This window comes from Pseudomonas sp. Z4-7 (genome assembly GCF_051131965.1).
GTDB lineage: Bacteria > Pseudomonadota > Gammaproteobacteria > Pseudomonadales > Pseudomonadaceae > Aquipseudomonas.
The window spans coordinates 3,032,298-3,045,203 of record NZ_CP071642.1; the positions used below are offsets into that span (position 1 = coordinate 3,032,298).

At 62.8% G+C, this 12,906-nt stretch carries 11 protein-coding genes and 1 pseudogene; 5 read left to right on the forward strand and 7 right to left on the reverse strand.

The window, feature by feature from the left end; translation table 11 throughout:
* Positions 1-6 precede the first annotated feature (6 nt).
* Complete coding sequence (locus J3P91_RS13775; RefSeq protein WP_434604900.1) at positions 7-450, forward strand: DUF421 domain-containing protein; 444 nt, start codon at positions 7-9, stop codon at positions 448-450.
* Positions 451-640: 190 nt separating this feature from the next.
* Here the strand turns inward: J3P91_RS13775 and J3P91_RS13780 are convergent, their stop codons facing one another.
* On the reverse strand, positions 641-1,498 hold the full coding sequence (locus J3P91_RS13780) for an SDR family oxidoreductase (RefSeq protein ID WP_434604902.1): 858 nt from the start codon (positions 1,496-1,498) through the stop codon (positions 641-643).
* Between the two features lie 178 nt (positions 1,499-1,676).
* On the opposite strand from J3P91_RS13780, the gene J3P91_RS13785 reads away from it, so the two are divergent.
* Positions 1,677-2,075: a VOC family protein gene (locus tag J3P91_RS13785; protein ID WP_434604904.1), complete on the forward strand. Its 399-nt coding sequence runs from the start codon at positions 1,677-1,679 to the stop codon at positions 2,073-2,075.
* Positions 2,076-2,237: 162 nt separating this feature from the next.
* Here the strand turns inward: J3P91_RS13785 and J3P91_RS13790 are convergent, their stop codons facing one another.
* A complete protein-coding gene (locus tag J3P91_RS13790; protein WP_434604906.1) occupies positions 2,238-3,386 on the reverse strand; it encodes a MalY/PatB family protein in 1,149 nt (382 codons plus the stop codon).
* A 167-nt stretch (positions 3,387-3,553) separates the two neighbouring features.
* Between J3P91_RS13790 and J3P91_RS13795 the strand changes: the two genes are divergently transcribed.
* Together J3P91_RS13795 and J3P91_RS13800 are read left to right on the forward strand one after the other, a co-directional pair.
* Positions 3,554-5,074 (forward strand): methyl-accepting chemotaxis protein, encoded by a 1,521-nt coding sequence (locus J3P91_RS13795; protein ID WP_434604908.1) that lies wholly within the window; start codon positions 3,554-3,556, stop codon positions 5,072-5,074.
* A gap of 165 nt (positions 5,075-5,239) precedes the next feature.
* Positions 5,240-5,503, forward strand: coding sequence for a DUF2790 domain-containing protein (locus tag J3P91_RS13800; RefSeq protein ID WP_434604910.1), 264 nt, complete (start codon positions 5,240-5,242; stop codon positions 5,501-5,503).
* Between the two features lie 130 nt (positions 5,504-5,633).
* On the opposite strand, the gene J3P91_RS13805 is transcribed toward J3P91_RS13800, so the two are convergent.
* Positions 5,634-7,874 (reverse strand): molybdopterin cofactor-binding domain-containing protein, encoded by a 2,241-nt coding sequence (locus J3P91_RS13805; protein ID WP_434604911.1) that lies wholly within the window; start codon positions 7,872-7,874, stop codon positions 5,634-5,636.
* 12 nt (positions 7,875-7,886) lie between these two features.
* Positions 7,887-8,360: a (2Fe-2S)-binding protein gene (locus J3P91_RS13810; protein ID WP_305494711.1), complete on the reverse strand. Its 474-nt coding sequence runs from the start codon at positions 8,358-8,360 to the stop codon at positions 7,887-7,889.
* Between the two features lie 260 nt (positions 8,361-8,620).
* On the opposite strand from J3P91_RS13810, the pseudogene J3P91_RS13815 reads away from it, so the two are divergent.
* Positions 8,621-9,070 (forward strand): annotated as a pseudogene (locus J3P91_RS13815) (MBL fold metallo-hydrolase); the annotation flags it as partial.
* Between the two features lie 856 nt (positions 9,071-9,926).
* Here J3P91_RS13815 and J3P91_RS13820 read toward each other — a convergent pair.
* Genes J3P91_RS13820 through J3P91_RS13830 form a run of 3 tightly spaced genes read right to left on the reverse strand, consistent with a single transcriptional unit; the run spans position 9,927 to position 12,746 of the window.
* On the reverse strand, positions 9,927-11,291 hold the full coding sequence (locus J3P91_RS13820) for a sensor histidine kinase (protein WP_434604913.1): 1,365 nt from the start codon (positions 11,289-11,291) through the stop codon (positions 9,927-9,929).
* On the reverse strand, positions 11,260-11,946 hold the full coding sequence (locus tag J3P91_RS13825; RefSeq protein WP_434568519.1) for a response regulator transcription factor: 687 nt from the start codon (positions 11,944-11,946) through the stop codon (positions 11,260-11,262). The genes J3P91_RS13820 and J3P91_RS13825 overlap by 32 nt, the downstream gene beginning before the upstream one ends.
* Positions 11,946-12,746, reverse strand: coding sequence for a MipA/OmpV family protein (locus tag J3P91_RS13830; protein WP_434604915.1), 801 nt, complete (start codon positions 12,744-12,746; stop codon positions 11,946-11,948). The genes J3P91_RS13825 and J3P91_RS13830 overlap by 1 nt, the downstream gene beginning before the upstream one ends.
* Positions 12,747-12,906 lie beyond the last annotated feature (160 nt).

The following is a 12,906-nucleotide window of genomic DNA, read 5'->3' on the forward strand; positions in this document are numbered from 1 at the left end:
TGACGTATGGATTCGGTATTGCGAGCCGCCGCTATGTACGCGGTATTGTTGGTGTTGTTCAAGATCGCCGGGCGACGTTCGCTGGCGGAGATCACCACCTTCGATTTCGTCCTGTTGATGATCATCGGCGAGGCTACCCAGCAGGCATTGCTGGGGGACGATTTCTCGATGACCAATTCGTTCATGGTCATCGTCACGCTGATTGCCATCGATGTCGGGTTTTCGCTGCTCAAGCTGCGCTCCGACTGGGTTTCGCGGCTGATCGATGGTGGCCCGACCGTCATCGTCGAGGATGGGCGTATCTTGCAGGGACGCATGCGTCACGCTCGGCTGATAGAGGCAGACATCATGGAAGCGGCGCGCTCGAGCCAGGGCATCGAGACCCTGGATCGGATCAAGTTCGCGATCATCGAACGCAACGGGAAGATTTCGGTGATTGCCAAGGAGTGATCCTTGGTAGTGGCGGGGCTTTTGTGGCGAGGGAGCTTGCTCCCGCTGGGCTGCGAAGCGGCCCTGAAATCTTGCGGTCGCTACGCAACCGAGCGGGAGCAAGCTCCCTCGCCACAGAGTCAAAAGCCCGGAGCCCGGAGCCCGGAGCCCGGAGCCCGGGGACCACAGGTCCGCGGGATTGCGACGAGCTTTAAAGGATCGGCTTGCCCCCGGTCACCGCATACCGCGAGCCGGAGATGTAGCTGGACTCATCCGAGGCCAGCAGCACGAAGATCGGCGCCACTTCCACGGGCTGGCCGGGGCGCCCCAGTGGTGTCTGCGAACCGAAGTTCTGCACTTCTTCCTCGGGCATGGTGGCAACGATCAGCGGTGTCCAGATCGGCCCTGGCGCGACGCTGTTCACCCGGATGCCCTTGGGTCCGAGCATCTGCGCCAGGCCACCGGTGAAGTTGGCGATGGCGCCTTTGGTCGTGGCATAGGCCAGCAACGTCGGCTTGGGCATGTCCGAGTTGACCGAGGTGGTGTTGATGATCGATCCCCCGGCCTGCATGTGCGGCACCGCGGCCTGGCAGATCCTGAACATTGCGGTGATGTTGATATCGAACGTGCGCACCCATTCTTCGTCCGGAATCTCTTCCAGGGTTTCGTGAGTCATCTGGAACGCGGCGTTGTTGACGAGGACGTCGATGCGGCCGAAGCGCGCCACGGTTTCATCGACGACCTTGCGGCATTGGGCCTTGTCCGCCAGGTCACCGGGCAGCAACAGGCATTGCCGGCCGGCCTGTTCGACCCAGCGAGCGGTCTCCTTGGCATCCTCGTGCTCGTTCAGGTAGGAAATGGCCACGTCGGCGCCTTCGCGGGCGAAGGCGATGGCTACCGCTCGCCCGATGCCGCTGTCGGCGCCGGTGATCAGGGCAATCTTGTTCGCCAGGCGACCGGAACCCTTGTAGCTTTGTTCACCGCAGTCTGGATACGGGTCCATCTTCTGCTGGCTGCCTGGGACGGGCTGGCTTTGTTTGGGGAAGGGTGGGGTTGGGTAATCGGCCATTTTCATTCTCCATGGCAGGTGGTTGCGATGGAGGGTGGACTGTGGCGTTTCAGGCAGAGTTCGGTCGGACTTTCCCATCGGTCGATGAGCGAGCGTTTTGTCGACCGTGTTCATGTTCGGCTGAACGGGGACACGGTCATGCTCTCCAATGACAACAACGCTTCATAAGGAGAAGGGCATGTTCAGTCACATTCAGATTGGTGCGCGGGATCTACCGAAAATGGTCGCGTTCTACGATGCCGTCCTGGGGTGCCTGGGGTTGGTGCGCATGGACAGCGAAGACGACTCGGGCCCGCCCGGGGAAGGCTGGCATCAACCCGGCAGGCATTGGCCGCAGGTGTTCGTCCAGGTGCCGATCAATGGCCTGCCCGCAACCTGGGGCAATGGCATGCAAGTGAGCTTCGCCGCCGATTCGCCGCAGACCGTGCGCGCCGCCTGGGACATGGCCCTGGCGATGGGCGGTTTCGACGAAGGCGCGCCGGGGCCGAGGCCCCAGTATTCTAAGGATTACTTCGGGGCTTATTGCCGGGACCCGGAGGGCAACAAGTTGTGCTTTGTGCATACGCCGGATATGTGACCTCGGTCTTGAGGTGACCTGCTCTTGATGTGACCCGCTCTTGAGGTGATCCGCTGTTGTGGCGAGGGAGCTTGCTCCCGCTGGGCTGCGTAGCAGCCCCAAAATCTTGCGGTCGCTACGCAACCGAGCGGGAGCAAGCTCCCTCGCCACAAGGGGACCTGGTCAGTTCCGGGTCTTCAGGCTCCGCTCCATCCGCGCAAGACCCTCCTCCAGCAGGGCCCTCGGGCAACCGAAGTTCAGCCTCACGAATTGCCCGGCATCATCGCCAAAATCCATCCCGGCGCTCAAGCCGACCTTGGCTTCCTTCAGGAAAAAGGCTTGCGGATCGTCCAGCCCCAGCCCGGAGCAATCCAGCCACGCCAGGTAGGTCCCCTGGGGCACGGTCATGGTCACGCCCGGCAAGCGGTTCTTCACCGCGTCGACCAGGTAATCCCGGTTGGCTTGCAGGTAGGCCTTCAATGCCTCAAGCCACGGACCCGCTTCGCTGTAGGCGGCACGAGTCGCCTCCAGGCCCAGGGCATTGACGCTGTCGACCATGCCCGCCCTGGCGCTGTTGACCCGCTCGCGCAGCCTGGCGTTCTGGATGATCGCAAAGGAGGTTTTCAGCCCCGCGATGTTGTAGGCCTTGCTGGCCGACATCAGCGTGATGGTGCGCTCGGCAATCTCCGCACCGAGGCTGGCGGTGGGGATGTGCACGCGGCCATCGAAGCACAGTTCGGCATGGATCTCGTCGGAAATGATCCAGGCGTCCTGCTGGACACAAATGTCCGCCACGGCCTTGAGTTCATCGCGCCCGAACACCTTGCCCAGCGGGTTGTGTGGATTGCTCAGCAGCAGCGCGCCGCCGCCCTGCAAGGCGTCGCGCAATGCGCCCAGGGGCGTGTGGAACTCTCCGTCGAGCGGGGTGAAGGGCAGCTCCACCTTGTTCAGGTTCCAATGGCCCGGCGCATGACGCAGCGGCGGGTAGTTGGGCACCTGCACCACAACGTTCTGCTGCGGCTCGACCAACGCATGCAAAGCCATGTTGAAACCTGGCTCGACCCCCGGCAGGAACAGGATCTGCTGGGGCTCGACGCGCCAGCCATACTTGCTCCAGAGATCGGCGACGATGGCGGCGCGCAGGCTGTCCTGGGCCACGCTGTAGCCCAGCATCGGATGCTCAAGGCGCTTGTGCAGCGCATCGATCACCATTGGCGGGGCGGCAAAATCCATGTCGGCCACCCACATCGGCAATACCTCGGCCGGGTAACGGCTCCATTTGGTGCTGCCGGTGCCTTGGCGTTCGAACACCTGGTCGAAATCGAAAGTCATGGTGGTTCCATCAGTCAGGGATACAGAATCGGGCCATCATAAAGCAAAGAGGCTGTACAAAAAGATTGGTAGCTAATTGCCATTAGTTTGCTGCAATGCGCTACAGTTTCGTCCCGAGACGTCGATACGCCGCCGACGGACGCCCCGTTCATGACAAGGACAGCCCGATGAAATCGCCCCTGCGCTTTAACGATCACTACCGCAAAGCCGATCGCATCATGCTCGGGCTGCTCTGGCTCACGCTCCTGTATTCGCTGGGCCTGGCATTTCTCCATTCGACCTTCACCCAGGCGCTGCTGATCGGCGCACCAACGTGCCTGCTGGCGACGCTGCTCTACCGGGGCATCGGCGGCACCCGTGCGATGCGCTGCATCATCGCCATGGCGCTGATGGTCATGGCCGCGCTGCACATCAACCAGACCCGAGGCGTGATCGAGTTCCACTTCGGCATCTTCGTGCTGCTGGCGGTGTTGACGTTCTATCGCGACTGGCTGCCGATCGTCGTGGCCGCCGGTACCATCGCCGTTCACCACGTCGGGTTTCATTGGCTCCAGCATCAGGGCTACCCGGTGTTCGTGATGGATGCCCACGGCGGGTGGACGATGATTTTTGTGCATGCCTTTTATGTTGTCGTCGAAAGCGTGATTCTGATCTACCTGGCGAACCAGAGCCTGGCCGATGCGACGGACAACCAGGACGTGCTCGACAAGGTGCTGGCCGCCGCCGCGCGGTTGAGTCGTGACGCCGACACACAACGCAGCCAGGGCGTGAAAGTCTCATCCGGCGAGCGTTTCGACCATTTCCTCCTGCAAGTGACCAACCTGGTGGACGGTGTGGTGCGCGACACCCGTGACCTGTCGGACCTCGGCCAGGACCTGTCCCAGGTCGGCCAGACCCTGGAAAACGGTGCCCGGCACCAGTTGGACGAAGTGGCGCAGATGAGCGGCGCGATCGGCCAGCTGATGCAGGCCATGGAGAGTATTACCGGCCACGTCGGCCAGACGCTGCAACGCGCTGGGCAGGCCAACGAGCAAGTCAACCGGGGGCGCACCACGGTTGACCAGACCCGGGAAGAAATTCTCGAACTGGCGGGGCGGATCAACCTGACCAATGAAACCGTGCAACTGCTGGCCGAGCAGGCGCAGCAGATCGGCCAGGTGCTGGACGTGATCAACAGCATCGCCGAACAGACCAACCTGCTGGCCCTCAATGCGGCCATCGAGGCGGCCCGGGCCGGCGAGCAGGGGCGTGGGTTCGCCGTGGTGGCCGACGAGGTCCGGACGCTGTCCCAACGGACCTCGACTTCCACCACGGAAATCCAGCAGATCATCGCCAAGCTGCAACAGGGCAGCCGTCAGGCTGCGATCGCCATGCAAGACAGCCGTGAAGGGGTCGAGCGTTGCGTGTCCGCCAGCCAGCAGGCCTCGCAACTGTTGCATGCTGTCGTCGAAGACATCGCGGTGATCAACCATTTCAACGACCTGATCGCTAGCACGACCCAGCAACAGTGCGCGGCGTCGATGGGTATCAATGAGCGCTTGCAAACGGTCCAGGCCGTGGCCGAGCGCAACGCCGACAACATCGGCGTGCTGACCCGCAGCAGCCAATGCCTGCCGCCTTTGGCGGAGCGGCTGGCGGCGCTGGGGCAGGCGTTTCATGGGACCGACCGGCAGCTTCAGCGAAAATAGCCTCGATACCAATGTATCGCTGTGTATCCAGCCCCGCTGTCGATACGAACTGATTCCTTCAAGCCCGTTGCTGACACATCCGGGATACCTCGCCGGCGTCAAATGAGCCCCATCGAGACAGCACAAGCCGTCTCAGGACCTCACTCAAACGCCGGAGACATCGCCATGTACCTGAAGAACCTCAGCCTCGCTTCACTATTTGCCGTCCTCAGCCTCGGCGCCCTGACCGCCAACGCCCAGGACAGCGTCAAGCCACACACCTACATGTACGGCGATCACCTGGACATCGCCAAGGTGCTGTCGGTCAAGCAAGGGTCGGGCTCGGGCTGCGGCGTCGTCGAATCGCGCATGACCTATCTGGACTCCACCGGGACGATCCGGGCGCTGGACTACAGCGCTCTGGCCCAGGGGTGCGACCAGGATAATTGATCGCCGATCACCGCTAACTGTGGCGAGGGAGCTTGCTCCCGCTCGGTTGCGCAGCGACCGCAAAACTTGGGGCCGCTACGCAGCCCAGCGGGAGCAAGCTCCCTCGCCACGGGCTGTCACTTGCTGGCGGTTACGCCAGGTTGAACGGCAACTGCCGCAGCGGTTTGCCCGTCAGGCTGGCAATCGCATTGGCAAACGCCGGGGCGAGGGCGGGCAGGCCGGGTTCGCCCATGCCGGTTGGCGGTTCGGCGCTGGGAACGATGTGCACGGCGATCTGTGGCATGTCGGTGATGCGCGGCACGCTGAAGTCGGCGAAGTTGCTCTGCTGCACGACACCGTCTTTCAGCGTGACGGCACCGCCCGGCAGGCACATCGACAGGCCCATCAGGGCCGCGCCTTGAACCTGGGCTTCGACGCTGCGCGGATTGACCACCAGGTTGCAATGGACCCCGGCGGTCACGTTGTGCAGCACCGCACGCCCATCCTGCACCGAGGCCTCCACCACATAAGCCACCACCGAACTGAACGACTCGTGGACCGCCACGCCCCAGGCCTGGCCGGCGGGCAGTTGACGCTTGCCGTATTCGCTCTTGTCCACCGCCAGTTGCAGCGCGGCGCGATGGCGTGGGCTTTGATCGCCGAACAGGTTCATGCGATACGCCACCGGGTCCTGTTTCGTCGCGCGGGCGATTTCGTCGATCAGCGTTTCCATCACAAAGGCCGTATGGGTGGAACCCACGCTGCGCCACCACAACACCGGCACGTTGAGCTTGGGATGATGCACGGACAATCGCATCGGCAGCGGGTAGGGATCGCGCATGCCTTCGGTCGCGGTGGGGTCGATGCCATTTTTCATCTGCCCACCGAACAGCGTGCCGGTGAGGATGGATTGCCCGACCAGAGCGTGGTCCCAGGCCAGGACTTTGCCGCTGTCGTCAAAACCGATGCGCGCACGGTGCAGGTGCATCGGGCGGTAGTAGCCACCCTTGATGTCATCTTCTCGACTCCACAGCGTGCGCACCGGCGCATCGATGCCGGCAGCACGGGCGGCCTTGGCCACTTCACAAGCCTGCACGACGAAATCGTTGCTGGGCACACCACGCCGGCCGAAGCCGCCGCCCGCCGTCTGTACATTAACTTGGACTTGCTCGGGCTTGAGATTCAGCACCTTGGCCGCCGCCGCACCATCGCCGCCGGGGAATTGCGTGCCGACCCACAACTGGGCGCGACCCTCGGACAACTGGACGGTGCAGTTCAGCGGTTCCATGGGCGCGTGGGCCAGGTAAGGGAAAATGAACTCGGCCTCCAGCTGATGCGGCGCCGTGGCGAGTGGTTTCATGTCGGCATCAAAGTGGACCAGGCCGGGCTTGCCGGCCAGTTCCCGGTACTGAGCCAGCTGTTTTTCCGTGTCCACTTTCTCGACTTTGGCCACGTCCCACTCGACTTTAAGCGCATCGCGCCCCAGCTTCGCCGGCCAGTAACCGTCGGCAACCACCGCAACGCCTTCGGCGCCGCCGTCCAGCGGCACGCGCAAAACCGCTTTCACGCCTTTGGTCGCCCGTGCGGCGCTGTCGTCCAGGGACGCGATCCGGGCACCGAACACCGGTGGCCGGGCGACCACGGCGGTCAGTTGCCCCGGTAGATTCACATCAATGCCAAAATCCTGCTGGCCGCTGCTCTTGGCCTTCGCATCGAGGCGGGTGGTGGCCTGGCCGATGATGCGAAAATCCTTCGGATCCTTGAGCGTGACCTTCTCCGGAACGGGCAATGCCATGGCCGCTTCGGCGAGCTCGCCGTAACTGGCCTTGCGGCCGCCAGGCCCCAACACCGTGCCGTTTTGCGTGGTCAGGCTCGCCGCATCGACGTTCCAGCGCGCGGCGGCAGCGCTGAGCAGCATGGCGCGGGCGCGGGCGCCCAGTTCGCGGTATTGGGTGTAGCTGTTCTTGATCGAATTGGAGCCGCCGGTGAGGTGAATGCCAAACGCCGGGTCCATGTAGGCCGAGTCGTTGCTGCCGTTACGCGTGCGCACCAGGCTCCAGTCGGCGTCGAGCTCTTCGGCGAGGATCATCGGCAGGCCGGTCTGGACACCCTGGCCGAACTCCAGGCGGTTGATCGTTACGGTGACTTCGCCATTCAGCGCGATCTGCACGAAGGCCGAAGGTTGTTGAGTCGGCTTGAGCGCGCCGTCGCCAGCGCCGTTGGCCTGTTGCCCCAAGGCCAGGTGAGGAAACGCGCCCAAGGCCAGGCCGCCGATACCGACGATCTTGAGAAAGCTGCGCCGGGGCAGGGTGGCGGGGCCGTCGCTGTCGTCGCGTTCAAGCAGGTGCTGCAAGGCGCGCGGAAGCTCGTTGGGAAAAATCTCGTTCAGCATGACGAGCTCCTGTCAGGCGAGGGTCTTGGCGGCATCGGCCACCGCGGCGCGAATGCGGGCGTAGGTGCCGCAGCGGCAGATATTGCCGGCCATGGCCGAGTCGATCTCGGCTGGCGTGGGTTGCTTGCCCTTGGGCTGCGCCTTGAGGAACGCCGTGGCGCTCATGATCTGGCCGCTCTGGCAGTAACCGCATTGCGCCACGTCATGTTTGACCCAGGCGTCATGCACGGCACTGCCCACCGGGTCGCTGCCGTCGGTGGCCGCCTCGATGGTGGTGATCTTCTTGCCAAGCGCGGCGGCAACGGGCGTCACGCAGGAGCGAATGGCCTGGCCATCCAGGTGGACGGTACAGGCGCCACACAGGGCTGCGCCGCAGCCGAACTTGGTGCCGGTCATGCCCAGCGTGTCGCGCAGGGCCCAGAGAATCGGGGTGCCGGGATCTACGTCAACCGTGTGTTCACGGCCATTGATATTGAGGGCGCTCATAGTCGGACCAGCTCCAGATGGTTTGGCACCGATTACTATAGAAAGCATCGGCGGGGAAAGCTTGCACGATCCGGTCCGATGATTGCCCAATCTTGCAAATCCACCGTCCTTTCGTTTGAAACGCCCACGCCAAGATGTATGCCGGCCATACCCGCGTATGGTATCGAGCGCGCTGCGCCGCGATGCACACTCGTTCTCCAGGTGATCAGCTGTTTCGTATTGAACAGCGCGATCGCCTCATCGAAAACAGGAGAGCGAGCATGACTATGGTTCTGCAACAGACTGCGCAGAAAGACCCGACAAACCTGAGCAGGTCAGCGACGGAGGAACTGGTGCCTTCGCGCTATGCGCTCAAGGTCGGCGACATCGATGTGCTGGTGGTCAGCGATGGCGTGCTGCCGCTGCCGACCTCGACCATGTCGACCAATGCCGACCCGGCCGCCCGTGCCGCCTGGTTCAAGGATATGTACCTCGGCCCGGATGCGTTCGACTGGGCGTTGAATGTGCTGGTGGTGCGCAGCGGCGAGCAGACGTTGCTGGTCGATGCCGGACTGGGCGGGCAGTTCCCCGGTTTCCCGCGTGCCGGGCAGTTCCCCCGGCGATTGGAGGCTGCCGGGATCGAGCTGTCGTCCATCACCGATGTGGTGATCACCCACATGCACATGGACCACATCGGCGGCCTGCTTGTCGAGGATGTGAAAAACCGCTTGAGTTTCCCTCCGTGGGACGCGTGGCGGTGGACGGGGACGCGTTTCGTTGGGTGGCGGGCTCCTGGGATTATTGATCGGCGGCTATCCCGGCATTCCACAGCCGCAGACATTTCATCGACTGATATACCGCCTTCGCGAGCAAGCTCGCTCCCACACTGGATCCTCGACAGCCGCAGATTTCAGGACTCACATGGAACCCTGTGGGAGCGAGCCTGCTCGCGAAGAGGCTAGTAAATTCAACATTTTCATCGACTGATATACCGCTATCGCGAGCAAGCTCCCTCCCACACTGGATCCTCGACAGCCGCAGATTTCAGGACTCACATGGAACCCTGTGGGAGCGAGCTTGCTCGCGAAGAGGCCAGTAAATTCGACATTTCATCGACTGATATACCGCCTTCGCGAGCAGGCTCGCCCCCACACTGGCCCCCCGACAGCCGCAGATTTCAGGACTCACATGGAACCCTGTGGGAGCGAGCCTGCTCGCGAAGAGGCCAGTAAATTCAACATTTTCATCGACTGATATACCGCTATCGCGAGCAAGCTCGCTCCCACATTGGATCTTAGGCAGCCGCAGGTTTCAGGGTTCACATGGAACCCTGTGGGAGCGAGCTTGCTCGCGAAGAGGCCAGTAAATTCAACATTTTCATCGACTGATATACCGCTATCGCGAGCAAGCTCGCTCCCACATTGGATCCTCGACAGCCGCAGATTTCACGGCACATACAGACCCCTTGTGGGAGCGAGCCTGCTCGCGAAGGGGCCAGTCCATTCAATCTTTTCATCGGCAGACACACCGCCTTCGCGAGCAGGCTCGCTCCCACACTGGACCCTCGGCAGCCGCAGATTTCACGGTTCAGCGAGACAAAAAAAACGACAACCCGGGCTCCGCTCTTTGTGCAATCAAGCTCCACCCGTGGGCCCGGGCAATTTCCTGGCAGATCGTCAGGCCCAGCCCGGCGCCATGATCGCGGCGATGAGCCCCGCGCCAGAAACGGGTGAATATCTGCACCATTTGCTCCTGCGTCACGCCAGGGCCCCAGTCGCGCACAGTCAGCGCATCGCCGCTGAGCTCCAACAATACTTGCGTACCACGAGGGGCATGCTGGATGGCATTTTCCAAAAGGTTTTTCAGCAACGTGAAGAGGGCGCTGCGGTCGGCCTGCCAGGGCGCCGCCACAGCCGTCGGGCCAGTCAGGACGAGGCGCACATCGGCCGCGTCGGCCATGCGTTGCAGATAACCTGCCGCTTGCCGCGCAACCTCCATGACATCCACGGCGGCGAAGCTGTAGTTATGCGCCTCGCTGGTCTCGGCCAGCAGCAGCAGTTGCTGGACCTGACGCGTCATGTGCTCGGCATCGTTGAGCAGCGAGTCGCGGCCTTTGTCTGGCGCCATCAGTTCGAGCTGCGCGCGGATCAGCGCCAGCGGCGTCTTCAGTTCGTGCGCGGCGGTTGCGAGAAATTCCTGCTGGACCCGGTAGCCGTGTTCCAGGCGCTCAAGCGCGCTGTTGAAGCTGGTCACCAGCGGCGCTACCTCGGACGGCACGGTTTTGACATCCAGCCGTGAGTGCAGGGAGCGAGGGGAGATGGCCGCCGCCGACTCCGAGACCTCGCGCAGCGGCTTGAGCGTGTAGCCCAGCGTGAAATAGGCGCAGGTGCCAAAGACGAAGAGCAGCACCAGGCTGAACAGGACGATCCCGGCGCCCATGAAAGGCCAGGCAAAGCCCTTGTGCAGCAGGTCCATCAGGCGTTCGCTGACGGCGAATTGCAGGTACAAGGTGTGGTCGACCTGCTCCACCGGAGCGGTCGCGGCGTACATCGTGATGCCTTTGCGCTCGAACTTAAAGCGCCCCTGTTCCGCGGGGCGAACCGTTGCAGCCGAAGCCCAGAATGCCTCGTCAGTGGAAGCCAGGAGGACGTTTGCCTCTGAATCCAGCACCCGATATCCGATTTCCTCGCCCAGGCTGTTGAAGGTCCAGACGCGATCGCCCTCGCTGTTGTCGAACCCGGTGGGTCGGCCCGCCGCGTCGAACTGCAGCTTGCCGGCCAGCTCATGGGTGCGCTCGGCGACGTCGGTGGTCAGCAGGATATCGCTCTTGGACGTGATGAGCGCGAACGCGCCCAGTGCAATCAGCAGGATGCTCAAGCCCACGCCCGCGACGTAGGCGACCAGTACCTTGAAGCTGATGCTATTGCGCCAGATCGTCTTGCCGAAGGGCATAACCCAGGCCTCTGAGGTTGACTATCCGTTGATGGGAACCGATCGCCAGCAGCTTGCGGCGAATCCGATGCAGGGCCACGTCCAGGGCGTTCGGCGTCACGGCTTCACTCAGGCCCCATGCCGCCGCCTCGATGGCGCTGCGCCGGACGATTTCGCCAGGTTTGCGCAGCAGCAACAGCATGATCTGCATCTCCGCCGGCGCTAGCGGAATGCTACCTTCGACGCTGCACATAAGGCCTGTGTCGGGCTGCACACTGAGGTCGCCATGGGAAGGCGCCAACGAACGCCGCTCTGCGGGGCGACGCAGCAGGGCTCGCACGCGCGCGACCATTTCGTCCATGGCGAACGGCTTGGGCAGGTAATCATCCGCTCCTGCATCGAGGCCTTCGATCCGGTCATGCAGCGCGTCACGCGCGGTCAGGACCAGGCACGGCAGGCCCAGCCCGGCATTACGCAAACGCGCCAGCAACAACAGCCCATCGCCATCCGGCAGGCCGCGATCAAGCACCAGCGCCTGGTAAGGCACTTGCTGGATTGCCGCCCACGCCGCGTCGATGCGGCTGATCACATCGACGGCGATGCCGGCGCTCGCCAGGCCTTTGCACACCAGTTGCGCGAGGCGTTCGTGGTCCTCGACCAGCAGGATGCGGCTCATCAGAAACGGTACAGGTAGCCGAACAGCACGCTGTTCTCGGTGGACTGGTCGACCAGCGGGCTGTCCTTGATTTCATTGGCAAGGCTCGTCGCCTTGAGGTCCAGGAACACGGAGTGATGGTCATCGAGCATATAGTTTCCACGTACGCCAAATTCGGTGTTGATGCCGGACTTTCCATCATAGGCCGCCCGATCGATGCGAGCCTCATTTTCCCGAACGCCGAAGTAGTAATCGACGTATTTCTCGTCCTGCCAGATGGCCGCCAGCCGTGGCGTCAGCATGATGTGTTCACCGATCCGCCAGGATCGCTCCAGGCCCAGGGTGAAACGCTGGCCCTTGCTGTTGCCCGAAACATCGCCCAGCCACTCGGCGCTGACATCGGCCAGGTCATTGCGCCATTGGACCTTGGCGCCCGCCCAGAATCCGCCTTTGCGATCGCTCATGCCCTCCAGGATTCGCGCGTCGTCGTCATCGTAGCCACTGAAATCGTATTCGCCGACGAGGCTGAAATCGAGCTGCTGGGTGTCGCTGATCTCCAGGCCCGGCAGCTTGATTTCGGCGGTGGGGCCGAAGACACGAAGGTATTCATTCTCGAAATAGATCAGCGGCAGGACCTCGCTGTCACGGTCGATGCCTTCGTACGGCTGTTGGCTGCTGACCGCACCCACGCCAAGCCCCCAGGCGGAGCCTTCAGGCTGGTCGGCACTGGCCGCCATCGACGCGCACACGCCCAGCACGAAGGCCGTGCCGGCGGTGGTCAACCGGATCGCAATTGCAGTTTTCGAAATGGACAGGGGCATGGAAGTCTCCGGATCAATGGGATGAAAGCGTCCCTATCGTTGAAAACTTCTTCTTACTGAACACTTACGGTTCGGCCCGGGTAAGCGCCTTTTTGCCGGTAAGACTTGCGCAAGGTTTCCTGGCGGATAGTTGCCGCCTCAAGCAAACGCGGCTTCTTGC